Origin of the sequence: Moorena sp. SIO1G6 (assembly GCF_010672795.1) — a bacterium.
In the GTDB taxonomy this organism is placed as follows: Bacteria; Cyanobacteriota; Cyanobacteriia; order Cyanobacteriales; family Coleofasciculaceae; genus Moorena; species Moorena producens.
Genome location: NZ_JAAHFZ010000061.1, coordinates 1 through 15585, shown reverse-complemented (window position 1 = coordinate 15585; position 15585 = coordinate 1). Strand labels below are relative to the sequence as shown.

Here is a 15585-nt window from a genome sequence, read left to right as displayed (position 1 = left end):
GGGAACTATTTTTTAGTTTTTAAGGTTGGTTGTTCGCGTAGCGTGGCCGTTCGCGTAGCTTGGCCAAAAGGCCAAAAGGCCAAGGTTGTTTGTGATAGCGCTATGGGCAGGGAATAGAGAAGAGCGGATCACCGGAACAAAGAAGAGGCAAGAGGCAAGAGGCAAGAGATAAAAATCCTGTGTACCTCATTAGGCTAGAAACCGCTATGGATTTTTTACCATTGTCTTGATGAAGTCGCTGATGGCGGAAATTCCCTTTGGTGGCACCGGTACAGGCAGTTATGGGTGATTGTCAACTGCGCTTTTTCAATTTTAGCTGCTGGCACAAGACTGTTCCAAGGTGATACACAGAGCGGTAAGGGCCAGCTCTTTGTATACATCACAGCAGAGTTATTTTTGACTAATGTTGCCAGATTTTCAGTTTCAGTAGGAGTTTCGTATGTCAATCAGGCGATCGCTCTCTGTAAACTTTTGTCAGTCAACCACGAGCAGCCCTTGGATATAATAAAGTCGCAAACCGGTATATAGGGCATCAAAGTTTTAACCAACTGCATAATGGGTAAATTGGCGCTTAAAAGGGGAATGAAAACCTAAAACGATATCAGAAGTGGGCACACCCATTTCCACCAACCTCTCAGCAACCGAGTCTTCAGTCCCGTTATATTGAATCCAGATTTTGCCATCAATAATATCAAAGTGCATCACAGGACCAAATACCCGCTTATCTCCTTGCCAACCCACATAAGCCAATTGATAATGGTCGTGTTCCCTATCAAATATTAGCTCGGCTTTGACCGTATCCCTATCAGTAAGGGTTGCTAGTTGGGAGTGTTCAGTTAAAATATTCTTGATAAATTGCCGATATTGATCTATTTTATCCATTGCTTAATCTCCTCCAATTTCGGATCGTAAATCATCAACTTGACTTGGTAACGTCTCAGAGCGCGTTGGATGAAAGAAAGCTGAAAAAAATCTTGATAAGTTTCACAAGGAATAGCCAAATAAACAATTCGCTCTGGTTCAAGTTCTTCAAGAGCCTGACAATAGTTAAGATATTGCCCTAAGGCCGTATGAAATGTGCTGATATCTGAGTCGCCAATAAAGCTTTTAATTTCTACAGCAATTCTTTCGGAATCTCGTTGAGCTGCGATTGCAATTTCTGCCGCTAAATCAATTTGTAATTTCACTGCCTCGCCAATCCGAATCGTGAAAGGATCGTGAGTGATATTCCATCCGTCTTTGATCAAAGCATTTTTAACCTGTTGATGGAAAACGTCTTTTGCCATTTTGGATGTTTTGCATCCTCATTTTAATTTATTTAATTCTATCATCTACGGCATTATCATAAGCTGTTCGCCATTTAAATTGGATATTATTCAGTCTCTTGATGTAAAGCGCGAGTGGTTTTGGGCTGGTTGATTGACCGAAAATCTGCCAAAGCCAATGGCAGTAAACTTATGCATCGAGTCCGTTTCACCTCTAATTACGACCCTGACCCAGCCATGGCCTGCCGCAAACAACATCAGGTGCGACTCGTGGCGAATTTAATTCTTAATACGGAAAGCGCACCTAAGTTTTTGTAGTCAACTTTAGCATGCATGCCCGCCCTGCTTACTAAGGGTGGTTAGGGGGGATTCCTCTTGCCTTGCGGGTAGCGCTATATGCGTCTTGACTGGGATGGCGAGCGTGGGCATAAGCATAATCACCATAAAACACAGACAGGCAAAGTATATAGAGCACAATCAAGATTTTTTTCAGTTGTTTCATAGCTAGAACAGCTAGTGTAAAAATTTATTCTTGACCGATGCTAATGTAATCACAAATATTATCACAAGTAGTTTATGATAAAAATTTTTTACTCTATTTTAATGTCCATCAGGAAATGATTGACTTTGTCCTACCTGTTGAGTGAAAGGCTAAGCAGTGGATACATAAACCAATTTATCCTCAAACTTACTTAAAAATTAATTAGTCCGACTCGAAGCTCCTGACTCGAAGCTCCTGACTCGGAGGATAATTGGTTATGTCGAACTGAGATAATTTTCAATTATCAATTTTTAATTGACGAAAAACACTGATGGTCTATAGATAAATCAGCAGCTAAGATCGATGAATTAACAGATCAGATGTGATAGGAGATGACAATGTCTGTACCTACCCGTACTCCTTTACCAATTATCCTAATTCGTGGGTTTGGCGGTCTCAATATTGAAGAGGAACAGCGCTTAACCTACCAGGGCTTTAACCAAGGCAGTGTCTATGAACACAAAAAGGGAACAAACGAGATTTATGAAGGATTAATCCTGAGTTTCCTCAAGTCAGACTGGCAATACCAGGATGCTACTAACGTGGTGACCTTTAGTAGTCGGGAAATTGAAGATGAACCAACCCTGCCTCGGAAACTAAAGTCTTTGCAGCAAATGCTCCAGGATGGCAAACCCCTGCCATCATCACTCCAGTGGTTAAAGGATAATGGTATTTTCGATAAATTTAAGCGCCTCAAAGAAGAAACCTATACTCTAAACTATCCAGACAAAACTGAAGAAAAAAAATATTTTTCAGGGGATAAAGTAGTCATAAACCCAGAGATGTCAGAATACTTTTTGGAGTCTATCAAAGATCCTTGGCGCTCCATTTGGGTATTTCGCTACTATGACCTGAAAGAGCGTAAATTTGACACCTATGGTAATGCCTTGGTGCGTCTGATCTACTTAATTCGTGAACTAACGGCGAATCAAGCAGGTGTTAAACCTAAGGTTAACATCATCGCCCATTCTATGGGTGGGTTAATCGCTCGCGAAGCAGTTCAAGTCACCTATCCCAGCCTTGGTCTTAAGGCTGAAGACTACATCAATAAAATTATCACTTTGGGCACTCCTCACCAAGGCATTACCTTCCAAATTTTAGAAGATTGGCTGGGGTTTGGGGGAGAACTAGGTGCTCAAGAAGAATTAGAGCGCTTTAATCTAAAAAATCAAAGTAAGCTCAACAACCCCTATTCGTTCCAAAATTTTGAGAAACACTTTCCCTTAGAACGACTTTTAACTATTGTTGGCACCAACTATAAGTCTTACAATTTGCGACAAGCCTCCTTTCTCAACCGCGTTTTCTCCCCGAGATATGAGTTTGGTTCTAACTATAACCGTAGTGATGGCTTAGTTAAGCAATTCTCTGCCCAAATTCCTGGGGCACCCCGTACCTTTATCCACAAATCCCACGGTGGTTTCGACTCCGTGATTACTTCCCGAGAAGCATTTGAAGTAGCAACGCGCTTTTTCTTTGGGAATGTGCGATCGCGTTTACGTTTTGTCAACGGCCAAATCACTCGGGGTAAGGATTGGTTTGGCAAAAGTGAGTTCTTTCTGGGAGTATCCATTAAACCCCGTCTGGTGGATTTTGAACTGTTCCACCAGAGTGAGGCTGCGGAAAACTGCTATGGTCCGTTTATTAAAGAGGATTTGACCGACGAAAAGCCAGCATTTCCTTGGGCAGATGGCAAAAATCTGATCTGGGAAGGGTACTTGAATACCATATCGATTCTAGAGGATGAGAGCATCCCAGCCCAAGAGAAAGACATGGTCTTACGGCTGGACTTTTACGTCGGTGAGCGGGATTTGTTAGGTCTTGGTTTCTCTGACAATGTCATATTCCGCAAACAATACTATATTCGGGTTCTGATTGCCAAGACACCCATAGAACTCTACCTCCATAGCGATGAAAAATTTTCTCAGCCAGATTTTACCGCCAATCCCGCTGATAAGATGAAAGAAGTGGATGGTGCCTGGGAATTTCAAGTGCAAGACACTGGATTTGAAGGAACCTTCCAGATCGAAATTGATTGTCTTCCTGAACAGGGACATCCAGAACCGTTCCTTTCCGGGATAGAGTAATGGGTAATGGTTAATTAGTAATGGGTAATGGGTAATTGGTAGTTGATGATTACCGATTACCGATTACCCTGACCCAAAAATCCAGCCACTATTTGGTAAGTGATTGTAAGCTATCAGCGTGTCGCGTATCAGCTTATGCGCTACTTGAGGTGCTACTTGAGGTAGTTATGGGCTATGGGCAAGCTACACCGAACAGCTTTTGAATAAAACCGGTAAGCATTGGTTTAATCTCTGTTACGGAAAGCTGACGGCTGACCACTGACGGCTGAATGCTTACAAGTAATTAACCGGAATTGTAAATAGATTGATACTAGATTTAACCAATGGCTTCATCAAAATCAAAACGCAATGGTTCTGACTCCAAAACCTCTGGCAATCGAATTGCCTACCAGGAATTTGGCACTAGCAATGACGCTGCAGTGGAACGAGGGATTCAGGAACTTCCCCCAAATCAGCAAGATTTGCGGGTACAAGCATCACGGAAAGGACGTAAGGGAAAAACCGTTACAGTAATTAGTGGATTTCAATCATCACCAGAAACCTTAACCAAGTTACTTAAACAGCTGAAAGGCCAATGTGGTAGTGGTGGTACAGTTAAAGATAATACTATTGAAATTCAAGGTAATCATACTGATAAACTGGTGCAAATTATGATTAAACTGGGCTACAAAGCTAAAGTTAGTGGTGGTTAATGCTAAAAAATAAAATAAACCTGGATGTTTGAACAGGGATAAACGGATAAACTAATCTTAGGATATTAGGTTATCCGTTTGAATTACTAATTTTAATGACTAAATTTAAATTACTAGTTTGGTAATCCTTAAAACATCGTGATCGGAACGAAGATAGGGAACTGAGGTACTTCTGAATCCAGTAACAAAGGGTCGATGATACAACTTCCAATAAATGGGACTCAGGTCATGAGCGATCGCTTTTAGGGCTTTGAGTTCTTCTGCTAGTTCCGCTGCCAGTTCATTAATCCGTTCAGCGTGCTCATAAGCTTGTTGTGTGGCTTGTTCTATTTGGTCTTCTAGGGTTAGGGGTTGACTGATGGTAAGTGCTGGCTGTAACTGCTGCTGTTTTTGTTGCAACTGGGCTTCTAAGGCTGCGATCGCATTATCGATTCCTAGTATCTCTACCGACCGTTGGGCGTTTTCACTGGCTTGACGACGGTAGGCTTGAGCGATCGCTTCTGGAGACTGGTCTTCTTTGATGATTTCCTGGCGGGTTAGGGTATCACGTTCAGCACGTAGTGCGGCAATGCTCTGGCGAATTGCGTCAATTTCTGAGTGTATTTGCTCCATTTTTGCCTTTAGCTATGAGTTTTATACTCTTTTTATATTGAACAGTCAACAGTCCCATCCACAAGGGGATGAAGCTTGTAACTAACAGGACTTACGCCATAACTATACCAGTAAGCTGCCTTAATAACGCACTCTACTATAGCGTTTGTATTTGAGATGTAAACCTGTATGGTCTTTTTTTATTGTCAAATAACACTCCGGATCTCTTGCCCCCCTTGGTTTTTCTGTAGCTGTTGGTAATCTGTTGGTGTATCAATGTCAATTACACCTAATGGAAAAGGAATACTAAAGACTTCGTTGTAGTATTTGTTAATTAATTTTTTGGCACCCACGGTCTCATCTAAGGTTGCTAGTTCAGAGAAAAATATATGTTTAAACAAAACAGGTACACCTAATGTATCTGCATATTGGCAAGCAACGATGGGTTTTCCGTTAGCATGATATGCTGCCACTAAATAATTAATAATTTCAGGAGAAAGAAACGGCTGGTCACAAACAGTAATAACTGCTGCGTCTATGGTTTCAGAACAAGTGGCAAGGGATAGAATTCCCCTACGAATTGAGGAACCCATTCCCAAATTCCAATCTAGGTTTTCAACTACCGTTACAGAAGGTTGGTTAACTTCAGAATATATCTGTTGGGCATTTGCTCCTAAAACTACTACGACAGGCTTGCAGACTGAAGCCATTGCAGTCTCTATGGTATGGCGAAGCAAGCTGCATCCCTGATAGGGTAAGAGTTGTTTAGGTCTACCCATGCGGGTTGATGCACCTGCTGCTAAGATAATAATAGCAATATTTGATTCAGTTATTTTTAGCTTTGAATTGGTTATTTTCATTTCATAATTCAAATATTAAAAAGTTAAATTCAACAACCTTTATAGTTTTTAATTGGGATTTTATTGACTTGATTTCGTTTATGAATTGGTTCCATGCGGTGTTTTAAAAAGCCACCACCACGGTTTGCTAACACAGCTTGAATTTCAGCAATGATGGATAATGCGATCGCTTCTGGTGTATCTGCACCAATATCAATACCAACAGGAGTATATAACTTTTCTAGCTGTATGGGTGTACATTCTACTCCTGCTGCACGTAAATCTTGCAGTAACCTGGCAGTGCGTTGCTTGGATCCCAAACAACCCAGATAGCTTATTGGAGCAGGGATTAGCACTTTCAAAATTTCTAAATCATCGAGGTAGTTATGAGTCATGACCACAGCAATGGTGTCATCATCAATACAGATTTGCTTGTCTAGAATTTCCCTGCGGGTGAGAATCACCTGATCAGCCATGATAAAACGCTCTTGAGTTACCTCACTCCCTCGACAATCAACTATAGTGACTCGCCAACCTAAGGCTTTAGCAAACTCTGCTACAGGTACACTATCACGACCTGCACCAAAAATTATTAGATGTGGCGGGGGTTTAATCAACTCGATAAAAATATCTACTTTACCGACTGCTAATTGGTATTGATGGAAACTTGAATGTTGATTTTCCAGAGCAGCTTGAGCATCTTTGAGCAAAGCAGCAGTCAAATACTCGTCTTTAATATCAGTATTTACAGTATTATTTGATTGCAGGATTAAACGCGCCCCAACCTTAACATTTACCCTACCTTCCACAGCAATAACAGTCGCAATAATACCTTGCTGCTGGTTCTCGAAACATTGATGAATAAAAGCTAAGGGATTAAGGGGATTATCTTGATTTAGAGGCTCAATCAAGACTTTTATCACACCGTTACAACCCAGCCCAAATCCCCAGATAATGTCTTCATCAGCAGTGGTATCATAAGTGACGACTATGGGTTTTCCGTCTGGCATCGAGACGCGAGTATGCTCAAATACATCATTTTCCAAGCAACCACCGCTAATGGTTCCTACCATTTTACCAGTTGATGTGATCAGCATTCGCGCACCAGGTTGGCGATAGGTAGAGCCTTGAGCATTGACAACAGTAGCAAGAAATACTTGTTCATTGTTGTGTTGAATTTTGGCAAATGCTGCTATAATATTATTTAGCTCTTTCATCTTGGCTGCTGGACACTCCTGTTATAGCCAAGCTTAACAATTTGGGCTCAATGATGTAAAGTAAAAATTTTCGTGGCTTTTGTGGAGATATTTGATGAATAGAATATTGTATTATCACCAGCAATCAAACTTTTCTCGTAAAATTCGCATATTGTTAGCTGAAAAAAAATTAGATTGCGAACTCAAAGAAGTTAATCTTAAGAATAAACCGTCTGAATTTATTAAAATTTCTCCCATTGGTAAAGTCCCTGTGTTTGTAGAACAAGATGGTACAGTTATTTGGGATTCTACATTAATTGCAGAGTATTTAGACGAAACCTATCCACAACCTAGTTTTTATCCAAGTAATTATCAGGCAAAGCTTGAATGTCGTAAATGGGAAGAAATCGCTGATTATTTAGGTGATAATATCATCAATTTATGGCTTTTAAATTTGACTAATAATTTAGAGGTAACTGATTATCGAACCAAATTAGAAACGTCAATTAATCGCCTTTTACCAATTTTTGATCAACAATTAGCCCAATCTCAATACTTATTAGGCAATGACACATGGACAGCAGCAGATGTAGCAGCGTTATGTTCCTTGGGTTACTACAGCCTTCGCTTGGATAAAGATTGGGGTTCGCGGTATCCTAACTTAGGAAATTGGTTCGAGAAATTACACGAGCGTGAGTCGGTAAATTCAACTGTTCCTATGCCGTTAAATTAAGTATGAAACTACAGGCAAGCGCACAAGAAAAAACTCAAATGGGGAAGTCATCCAAACCATTTATGGAAAAAGTGGCGATTATTGGTGCTGGACTTGGAGGTTTGGCTGTTGCTATAGCACTCCGGAAATGGGGGTATGATGTCCAAGTTTACGAAAAAGCTCAAGATTTTCGGCCCGTTGGTGGTGGTTTGGGGTTGTTACCAAATGGTTTAAATTTCCTTGATGCTATTGAACCGGGGATAGTAGAAACTATCAAAAAGTCAGGTTGTGAGGTTAGGAAAAGCGTTTTAAAGAATACTCAAGGTGAAACACTTCGCACTAACCCAGCAAGCAGATTTGATGATAAATATGGTCAGCCATTGATAACTGTTTGGTGGTGGCGTTTGCAGCAAATTATGGCATCTAAGTTACCATCTGATAGTATTCATCTTAACCATCGCTGCATCGGTTTTGAACAATACGACCGTCACGTGTCAATATATTTTGATAACGGGGAAAAGGTTAGTGCAGATTTGCTAATTGGAGGCGATGGTATAAATTCTGCCATTAGAGAAGCTTTAATTGGAGACGGTAAACCCCGCTATTTAGGAAGTATGTCTTGGCGTACTGTTATCAAATGTAACCAAGAATTACTTAATCCCGGTGAACTCGGATTTGTGAAAGGTAATCAAGAATTTATGTACCTCCTAAATGTCGGTGATGGGCATATTTCCTGGCTATATCGTAAGTTATTACCAGATTGTATTGTTTCCCAAGATGCGGCTGAGGTCAAATCTCGGGTTCTCGATCAATTAGCGGACTGGGGAGAATCATTGCGATCGCTTGTGGAAGCAACACCAGCAGAGCGCATTTTGGCCGGACCAATTTGCGACCGCTTACCGCTAAAATATTGGAGTCAAGGCAGAGTTACGTTGTTGGGTGATGCGGCTCACCCAATGGCTCCTGCTATGGCACAGGGAGCCAATAGTACGTTTGAAGACGCCTATGAACTAGCATTTTGCTGTTCCCAAGCATCGAGCATTGAAGAAGCTCTGGCTACTTATGAACACCGTCGTATACCCCGTACCCAACTGATGCAAACCCGTAGCGCTTTGGGTGAAATGCGTTACTACACAACCGATAGAGAGACTGCTAATCAGCAAATCCAGGAACAGTCACAGATGAGTAGCGAAGAATATCAAGATTGGGTTTTTAACTATAAGCCTGAGGTTAAATTCGATTATAATTATTCTAGTCTCTAGAAACAGTAAATTTTATGATTATCAAAAATCCATTAAAACAAACACAATATAAATCTAGACTAGGAATGGAAGTCCTTCCAGGATGTAACTTACTGCATCTGACCGATTCACAAAGACATGAATTAAAACAATCTCTATGGGAACATGGTGTGATTGTTGTCAAAAATCAACAGCTTACTGCATCGGAGTTAGAAGAATTTGCCATAAAAACTTTTGGAAATTTGATGTTTGGAGGTAATTCTTTTTCTTTAGACCCCGATCTCCCTCCAGATATCCAGAGCCAATATACAGCTATTTTAGGTAATCCTAAAGGATTTGATCAAGAACCTCCTGAAAAGATTTATGGAGCCCGGGTGTGGCATCAAGATAAAGATGGAGTACCCAGAAGAGAAGAATTAGATATGAATGCACTGTATGTTGTCATGCTCTACACTATAAAAGTTCCTGAAGAGGGAGAAAATGGACAACCTCACACCACAGAATATTTAGACTTAGTAGAAGCTTATAACAATCTTGATCCTAGTTATCAAAAGGAATTAGAAGGAATATCAATGTATCAAATGCCACCCATGTTTGATCGTCAAAATCTTGACTGGGATGATGTTCCTAAAAAAGTCCATCCCATTGTTTCAACTCACAAAGTTACGGGTCAAAAAGGATTATATTTGGGTTCTTGGAACACAGCAATTCCTCTGGGTATGGAAGATAAACGAGAAGAAGCCAAACAATACTGGCAAGATTTGTTTCAGACTGTTTTAAAACGCACCCCTGTATATTCCCATGTTTGGGAGCCAGGAGATATTATTTTTTGGGATAACTCACAAGTAATGCACCGGGGAACTTTCTATGATTCTACCAAATACCAGCGTATTGGATTACGGTTAGGAGTTGTGGATTGTCAATGAAATAATGTATCAGCAGTTTGACAAGTCGCTCAAGGAAAAAGAGAACAGGGAAGAGATAAGAGGGCATAGGGAATAGCGATGCGCTGGATCAAGAGGTGCGACCCGTGGCGAATTTAATTCTTAATGGGTCAAGCGCACCTAACAGGGAATTAACGTCCAAGAAGACTGTACCTCATAACTGCAATAAACTCTATATGTATGTTTATGTATGGTCTCTCTATCTGCCTGTTTTCTTATCCAAAACTCAGGTCACATTAAGTTTCAAAAGCTAATTTATCACCAAAGACTTGTTGCCAATCAGTATTAAATTGTTCAACTGCCAAAGGTGTAGCCGGATGTAAAACCATTTGTCCCATTAAACCTACAGGCAAAGTAATCGCACCAACCCCTGCTTGTAATACCTCTAAAACTTGACGCGAATTTTTAAAACTAGCCGGTAATAAACAACAACTTAGGTTTTGTTGTTGGACAAGTTGTTGAAGTTGCTCCACAACTGTGACACCATTTCCCCCCAAAACATCAATTCGATTTACATAAGGAGCTAAATAATCGGCACCTGCTAGTGCAGCTAAAAAACCTTGTTGAACTGTATAAATTGCCGTAGCTAATAGAGGTATCTGCTTCCGATGTAACTGTTTCATTGCCACCAGACCTATTTCCGTGGCGGGAATTTTAACCACAATATCATAGGGTAAAGCTGTTATTTTCTCAGCTTCCAAGATAATTTCATCTACAGATTGACTGATAACTTGAATGTGGTAACGTACCTCATTTCCTAGTATAGGATTTACGTCTTTAAGTAGTTGATTGACACCGATGTTGGCTTGAGCCAGAATACTGGGGTTGGTTGTTATTCCTTTAATCGGTAAGCAAGAGTGAAAACGTGCTATTTGTTCAACATCGGCACTGTCTAAATATAGTTCTAACATTATTAACTCCTGATTAAACCTTTCCTGACTGAAAATGCTCCGCAGCACAGTTATGTAAGCTTTAAGGTAAACTTTTTGATATTGAACACCAGATGATGCCAAAACCATATAGTTATGATTTGAGAATAAAAGTGATTTTGGGCAACAAATTGCTTTCGCTTCTGCTGAGCTAACCTCCAAGCAAATCATAGAATTAGCCATAGCGCAAGTCCCCAGAAAGGTATAAATCGAAACCACCCAATCCTGCTGTTAACTGCCCTCAAAAGTAAAGCCTGAAAAAGGGAAAAAAGTAATAAATCTACACAGAAAGCTAATGTAAGTCGGTTCGTCATCAATTGCTCCCCAAAATAGTTCATTCTCTCGACCAAATCTCCAAACTCTGGTCGTCCCATAACCCCCCAAACTAAGGCAATGATCCCCACTATCATTCCTGTCCAACCAAATACATGAGCTAATATTCCCTTGTTCGTTTCCTCCTTTACTGGAGGAATTGGTGTATTATAGCGCAGTGCCATATAAGGGGTAACAACAGCATTGGTTCCGAACATCGCCAGACTCCAAATGAGAATCTTGGGGAGATGATTTGTCCTTCTATCGACGAGGAGTAGAGGTAAAAACATAAAAATCCAAGCTTCGGCAAAGTTGAAGAGTGCTTCTAAGCTAGGATGAACCACTGGTGCTTCTAGATAATGAATGCCTACGAGGTTCAAAAGGGGTAAAATAAAGAAAAAATTCAGAGATTCATTTACTATTTCCTCTATAGTTTCTGGTTGAATAGCCCAAGCGGGTTCCCCTGGAATAAGTTGCCCTGGCGGAGATAGCAACAGAATGTAAATATAAGCGATCGCTATTAACCCAAATACTATAGCAAGAAACCCTTGACTTTTTGGAATCCCTTGGCCTAAGGTAGAGATTTGCCTGGTACTTTTATTTTGCCGAGGTTTCAGCAGTCGCCGTATCAGCGGAGATACCAGTCGGATGATAAAGAATGCGGCCTTCCCTGGTTTTATGGGGGGTTCAACCAGATCACGGGCTAAAACTAACTTGCCAGTTACCTCAGAACAACGATAAAAACTAACACCTCGTCCGTTGGGAAAGGGAATGCCGTCTAACTCAACGTGCCATAGTATTCCTACTGCCAGGGGATCCCCTCTGGTGATATCGTCAATGACAAATTTTAAATCATCCGGCATACCTTGACAGGATTCTTCCAGAAGTTGTCTAACAGCTTCCTTTCCTTTGAATGGTTGGGAAAAGTTGAGATCCTCGTAAATACACTGGTCGTCTATCCACTCCATCGCAGCGTTAACATCCCTACGATTGATTGCTTCATACATGGACTGGATCAGATTATGGGCAGGTGTGGTCATGAGATTTTAGATTTTAGATTTTAAGTAAGCATTTAGTGCTAAACCTGCATGGCAGGGATTAACAAAAGCACCTTTCCAAAACTTATCTGGTGTAATTGGTAAATCACGGATACATTTACCTGTAGCATGCTAAATAGCATTAGCGATCGCAGATGAAGTCTGCCTGTTTTTCGACCACAGACTTTTGAGCCGTTCCACCTCCGCAATCAGTTGTTCAATTCCCTAGTTGGCAGTTGCAGCACCAGCTCCACCAGAACTGATTGGGGCAGCAGTTCCAGAGCTTCAAACCTATTTGGGATAGCTGACGGTTTAATTTCCATGGTTCTAAAATACTAATCATCTTTCCCCTTTTGTCAACCCCACCACCTGAATGCTTACAAATAATTTAGATATAACTCGTTGCACACAAATGTAACCAGTAAGGACAATTTAAAAATCCCTGAAACCACTTTCAGCAAAGGATTTCGTGATTTTTAGCAGGGAGAACTTCAGTCAGAAGCGATCACACCATCATCTTTCCCAGATTACCAAAAAGCGATCTCATCTCAACTTCTCTATACCTCCAAGATAGATCGCCCTTCTAACTCCCTATAACCAAAATAAAAACAGTAATTTTTTATTTATCAGAGAGTAAATCATCAATATCTTTATTATTGCTAAGTAACCATTTGAGAAGTTTTTTGCGTTGGTCTAATGGTAAATCTTCTGGATTGACATCTGCTCTATCTTTTAACAATTGCACAAGAGATTTTTGTGCTTTTTGTGTACGTTTTCTCCTACGCTGATTTTCATAAGTTTCAAGATTACGTTGAATTTTATTCATGTCGGGAACAATGAATTTAACACGACCAATTTCTTCTAAAATACCTTGTATTTCTCTAAATAATAACTTACTTTCTTCTCCAACACCTGTAATAGTTAACCAACCTTTAGTTCTTGTCATTGCAGTAAAAGCAATATTTCGTTGTTTGACAATATCAGTTGATTTTGCAATATTTTCAAAACCGTAAACATATACAACAGATGCTTCATTGCCTTTAGCACGAAAAACACTTGTTATAGTTACACATCCCTGTGAACGAAATATATCAGCAGAAGTATCAGTTCCTATTCTGACAGATTGTATTTTTTTATTTTCTAAACCTTTATACAAATACTCATATTCTTGATCGGCAATTTTCTTTCTACTATCTAAGGCAATAATTGCAATTTCATCAGGTTTTAATTCTTCTTCTTTAATGTTTTTTTCGATGTCGTTGATTATCCATTCAAGTTCTTGATATCTATTCTCAAAATTTTGATATTGTATCAAATTATGATACCCTACTAATTCTTCCAGTAAATGAGGAGAATTAGACTTAGGGCGATGAAGAGTAATTTCTTGACCTGTAATTAATTCATTACTATTTACCTGTTCCACTTCATATCCTATATCTTGCCATCCACCCACTGTATTAATAAATTGAACTGCACCTCCTCTTCGTCTTAAACCTAAACCGAAAGCATGAGCAGCAATTAAAACAGGTCTAGGATTTCTATAACAATGATATAAAATCATATCTTTTTCAATCTCCCCTGGATAAACTCCATCGAGACTAACCAGTGGATTACCATCAATATCTTTTCCAAAAAGACTCTCAGCGGTTGGAATCTCTAATTCTTCAAGACTTTGAACCTCATCATATCCCCAAATTATTCTTTTGGGTTGTTTCAGTAACTCATAACATAGTCGGAAATAATTTTCACCCAAATCTTGAGCTTCATCAATAAGAATTGCATCAAAAAATTCTGGGATTTCGTTTTCATGCTCTAATAATTCGCCACAGCATCCATTAAAAGCAAATCTTCCACTAGATGTACCAAAGTAACTTCTAGCGTTATTAAAGTTTCTGAAAGCAGTGTTCATTGTAGCTGTAACTTGCTGATATAGCCCAGATTGTTCTGACCCTCCCCATGCGTGAAGTATATGAATTTTATCCCGATTTGGTTCTTCTAATTCTCCTCTTGAAAACTCTTGAACAAAACGAGTGATATAATTAATAATTTGTTCGTATAGAGAGCGAGAATAAAATGTATAAACAATTGACCAATCGGGATTTTGAACGTGCATATATGCAGCTTTTTGAGCTAAAACTACTGTTTTACCTGTTCCAGCAAGCCCTCTAATTCTTTGAGGTCCAGCAGGAGTTTGAACGGCAACTTTATGTTGTTGACTGTCAAAAGTTTTGATTTTTTCCTCAACTTTTCTTAGAAAAGCAGCTTTACTGTCTTGCTTTTTAGTAGGTCTGCGTTTTTTAGATTGAATTCCTTGTGAACCTGTAATTACTGCTATAGCAGTTTTCCATTCCTCAGAATCTTCTTGAAAAGGATATTTTTGTTTAATCGGTGAATTAATAATTCTTTGATATAGTTGATCATCTTCTAAATCCCCTGAAAATATTAATTCCCATTTAGGTGCAGATAAATGCTCTTGAAATCGCTTTTTCCATAGTGGTTCACTTACATATGGTAAAGCAACAAAAGCCTTACCAGCTATTTTGCAATTTCCTTGTTCATTTCTTAAAAATCCATGGTTAAACTGCTTTAATCTGTCAAGAATAGCCCACATATGCTTTTGAGCTTGGTCATAGGGTTCTATTTCGTCTTTGTACCAATCTTGCATATACCAAGTATGCCCTTCAATAGCCTCAATATCTTCTAAATAGCATCCTTTTACTTCTATGATAATTAATCCCCATTCAGGATGAATAATAATAATATCCGGTTCTAAACGAGGACCACTATAACTAGTAATGGGATAACGATGCCAACAGTAACCTGGTTGTTCATTGAATTGTCGTTTTATAGCATTCCAAACATTTTTTTCAGCTTCACTATCAAAGTTTTTTGTTGAAATAAATTCCATCTATCTATTGGCTTTATAATGTGTTATTTTATGATTGTTTACAGTTTTATTTTATTTAAAATTCATTAATAATTGAGGTATTTATTAATGCATAATCCGTTGTTCAAGACCTCCGATTGTGGTGAGAATTACTAAAGAAAAAAAAGCTACAAGGTGATAGCTTTTGCTTTGACACTCCCCACGATTAGAAATCGGGGGATTCTTGGTTCAACGAACTGACTTGCTTAACCAGACCGGAATCAGGAAATGTAGAGGACAGATCTCCCCAAGCGTTGATAAAAGTTTCGGTGTGCC

At 39.5% G+C, this 15585-nt stretch carries 16 protein-coding genes; 6 read left to right on the top strand and 10 right to left on the bottom strand.

Features of this window, described 5'->3' with window-relative positions:
• Positions 1 to 12: 12 nt before the first annotated feature.
• The 3 genes from F6K63_RS30910 to F6K63_RS30900 all read right to left on the bottom strand — a co-directional run bounded on the left by F6K63_RS30910 (position 13) and on the right by F6K63_RS30900 (position 1286).
• Complete coding sequence (locus F6K63_RS30910; RefSeq protein ID WP_287314136.1) at positions 13 to 165, bottom strand: hypothetical protein; 153 nt, start codon at positions 163 to 165, stop codon at positions 13 to 15.
• 375 nt (positions 166 to 540) lie between these two features.
• On the bottom strand, positions 541 to 882 hold the full coding sequence (locus tag F6K63_RS30905; protein ID WP_287256662.1) for a XisI protein: 342 nt from the start codon (positions 880 to 882) through the stop codon (positions 541 to 543).
• Complete coding sequence (locus tag F6K63_RS30900) at positions 870 to 1286, bottom strand: XisH family protein (RefSeq protein WP_287314135.1); 417 nt, start codon at positions 1284 to 1286, stop codon at positions 870 to 872. Before F6K63_RS30900 ends, F6K63_RS30905 begins: the two co-directional genes overlap by 13 nt.
• Before the next feature lie 114 nt (positions 1287 to 1400).
• Here F6K63_RS30900 and F6K63_RS30895 point away from each other — a divergent pair, with 114 nt between their 5' ends.
• Positions 1401 to 1583 (top strand): hypothetical protein, encoded by a 183-nt coding sequence (locus tag F6K63_RS30895; protein WP_287314133.1) that lies wholly within the window; start codon positions 1401 to 1403, stop codon positions 1581 to 1583.
• Between the two features lie 31 nt (positions 1584 to 1614).
• On the opposite strand, the gene F6K63_RS30890 is transcribed toward F6K63_RS30895, so the two are convergent.
• Positions 1615 to 1767, bottom strand: coding sequence for a hypothetical protein (locus F6K63_RS30890; protein ID WP_287256666.1), 153 nt, complete (start codon positions 1765 to 1767; stop codon positions 1615 to 1617).
• Between the two features lie 377 nt (positions 1768 to 2144).
• On the opposite strand from F6K63_RS30890, the gene F6K63_RS30885 reads away from it, so the two are divergent.
• Both F6K63_RS30885 and F6K63_RS30880 read left to right on the top strand, forming a co-directional pair.
• A complete protein-coding gene (locus F6K63_RS30885) occupies positions 2145 to 3890 on the top strand; it encodes an esterase/lipase family protein (RefSeq protein WP_287314131.1) in 1746 nt (581 codons plus the stop codon).
• Positions 3891 to 4213: 323 nt separating this feature from the next.
• Entirely contained in the window at positions 4214 to 4582 is a 369-nt protein-coding gene (locus F6K63_RS30880) for a translation initiation factor (protein WP_287314130.1), read from the top strand.
• A gap of 105 nt (positions 4583 to 4687) precedes the next feature.
• Here F6K63_RS30880 and F6K63_RS30875 read toward each other — a convergent pair whose 3' ends face one another.
• The 3 genes from F6K63_RS30875 to F6K63_RS30865 form a co-directional block, all read right to left on the bottom strand.
• Complete coding sequence (locus tag F6K63_RS30875) at positions 4688 to 5194, bottom strand: hypothetical protein (protein ID WP_287314128.1); 507 nt, start codon at positions 5192 to 5194, stop codon at positions 4688 to 4690.
• Between the two features lie 185 nt (positions 5195 to 5379).
• Positions 5380 to 6033: a nucleotidyltransferase family protein gene (locus F6K63_RS30870; RefSeq protein WP_287314126.1), complete on the bottom strand. Its 654-nt coding sequence runs from the start codon at positions 6031 to 6033 to the stop codon at positions 5380 to 5382.
• Between the two features lie 29 nt (positions 6034 to 6062).
• Positions 6063 to 7229 (bottom strand): XdhC family protein, encoded by a 1167-nt coding sequence (locus F6K63_RS30865; RefSeq protein WP_287314125.1) that lies wholly within the window; start codon positions 7227 to 7229, stop codon positions 6063 to 6065.
• Positions 7230 to 7323: 94 nt separating this feature from the next.
• Between F6K63_RS30865 and F6K63_RS30860 the strand changes: the two genes are divergently transcribed.
• Genes F6K63_RS30860 through F6K63_RS30850 form a run of 3 tightly spaced genes read left to right on the top strand, consistent with a single transcriptional unit; the run spans position 7324 to position 10087 of the window.
• The gene (locus tag F6K63_RS30860; RefSeq protein WP_008184825.1) at positions 7324 to 7941 is read left to right on the top strand and encodes a glutathione S-transferase family protein; all 618 of its coding nucleotides are present in this window, start codon (positions 7324 to 7326) and stop codon (positions 7939 to 7941) included.
• A 2-nt stretch (positions 7942 to 7943) separates the two neighbouring features.
• Positions 7944 to 9182 carry an FAD-dependent oxidoreductase gene (locus F6K63_RS30855; RefSeq protein WP_287263824.1) on the top strand — a complete coding sequence of 413 codons (1239 nt, stop codon included), beginning with the start codon at positions 7944 to 7946 and terminating at the stop codon, positions 9180 to 9182.
• A gap of 14 nt (positions 9183 to 9196) precedes the next feature.
• Positions 9197 to 10087, top strand: coding sequence for a TauD/TfdA dioxygenase family protein (locus F6K63_RS30850; protein WP_008184828.1), 891 nt, complete (start codon positions 9197 to 9199; stop codon positions 10085 to 10087).
• Positions 10088 to 10341: 254 nt separating this feature from the next.
• Here the strand turns inward: F6K63_RS30850 and F6K63_RS30845 are convergent, their stop codons facing one another.
• From F6K63_RS30845 to F6K63_RS30835, 3 genes are all read right to left on the bottom strand, one after another.
• Positions 10342 to 11016, bottom strand: a complete 675-nt coding sequence (locus F6K63_RS30845) for a transaldolase family protein (protein WP_287314123.1) — start codon at positions 11014 to 11016, stop codon at positions 10342 to 10344.
• Between the two features lie 185 nt (positions 11017 to 11201).
• Positions 11202 to 12386 carry a nuclear transport factor 2 family protein gene (locus F6K63_RS30840; RefSeq protein ID WP_287314122.1) on the bottom strand — a complete coding sequence of 395 codons (1185 nt, stop codon included), beginning with the start codon at positions 12384 to 12386 and terminating at the stop codon, positions 11202 to 11204.
• 616 nt (positions 12387 to 13002) lie between these two features.
• On the bottom strand, positions 13003 to 15291 hold the full coding sequence (locus F6K63_RS30835) for an NERD domain-containing protein (protein WP_287296179.1): 2289 nt from the start codon (positions 15289 to 15291) through the stop codon (positions 13003 to 13005).
• Between the last annotated feature and the right edge of the window lie 294 nt (positions 15292 to 15585).

Excerpts from the sequence above, each read along its gene's own strand:
- F6K63_RS30875 (WP_287314128.1), bottom strand. The coding sequence starts at position 5,194 with ATGGAGCAAATACACTCAGAAATTGACGCAATTCGCCAGAGCATTGCC.
- F6K63_RS30840 (WP_287314122.1), bottom strand. The coding sequence starts at position 12,386 with ATGACCACACCTGCCCATAATCTGATCCAGTCCATGTATGAAGCAATC.
- F6K63_RS30860 (WP_008184825.1), top strand. The coding sequence starts at position 7,324 with ATGAATAGAATATTGTATTATCACCAGCAATCAAACTTTTCTCGTAAA.
- F6K63_RS30865 (WP_287314125.1), bottom strand. The coding sequence starts at position 7,229 with ATGAAAGAGCTAAATAATATTATAGCAGCATTTGCCAAAATTCAACAC.
- F6K63_RS30850 (WP_008184828.1), top strand. The coding sequence starts at position 9,197 with ATGATTATCAAAAATCCATTAAAACAAACACAATATAAATCTAGACTA.
- F6K63_RS30870 (WP_287314126.1), bottom strand. The coding sequence starts at position 6,033 with ATGAAAATAACCAATTCAAAGCTAAAAATAACTGAATCAAATATTGCT.
- F6K63_RS30880 (WP_287314130.1), top strand. The coding sequence starts at position 4,214 with ATGGCTTCATCAAAATCAAAACGCAATGGTTCTGACTCCAAAACCTCT.
- F6K63_RS30885 (WP_287314131.1), top strand. The coding sequence starts at position 2,145 with ATGTCTGTACCTACCCGTACTCCTTTACCAATTATCCTAATTCGTGGG.
- F6K63_RS30845 (WP_287314123.1), bottom strand. The coding sequence starts at position 11,016 with ATGTTAGAACTATATTTAGACAGTGCCGATGTTGAACAAATAGCACGT.
- F6K63_RS30835 (WP_287296179.1), bottom strand. The coding sequence starts at position 15,291 with ATGGAATTTATTTCAACAAAAAACTTTGATAGTGAAGCTGAAAAAAAT.
- F6K63_RS30905 (WP_287256662.1), bottom strand. The coding sequence starts at position 882 with ATGGATAAAATAGATCAATATCGGCAATTTATCAAGAATATTTTAACT.
- F6K63_RS30855 (WP_287263824.1), top strand. The coding sequence starts at position 7,944 with ATGAAACTACAGGCAAGCGCACAAGAAAAAACTCAAATGGGGAAGTCA.
- F6K63_RS30900 (WP_287314135.1), bottom strand. The coding sequence starts at position 1,286 with ATGGCAAAAGACGTTTTCCATCAACAGGTTAAAAATGCTTTGATCAAA.
- F6K63_RS30890 (WP_287256666.1), bottom strand. The coding sequence starts at position 1,767 with ATGAAACAACTGAAAAAAATCTTGATTGTGCTCTATATACTTTGCCTG.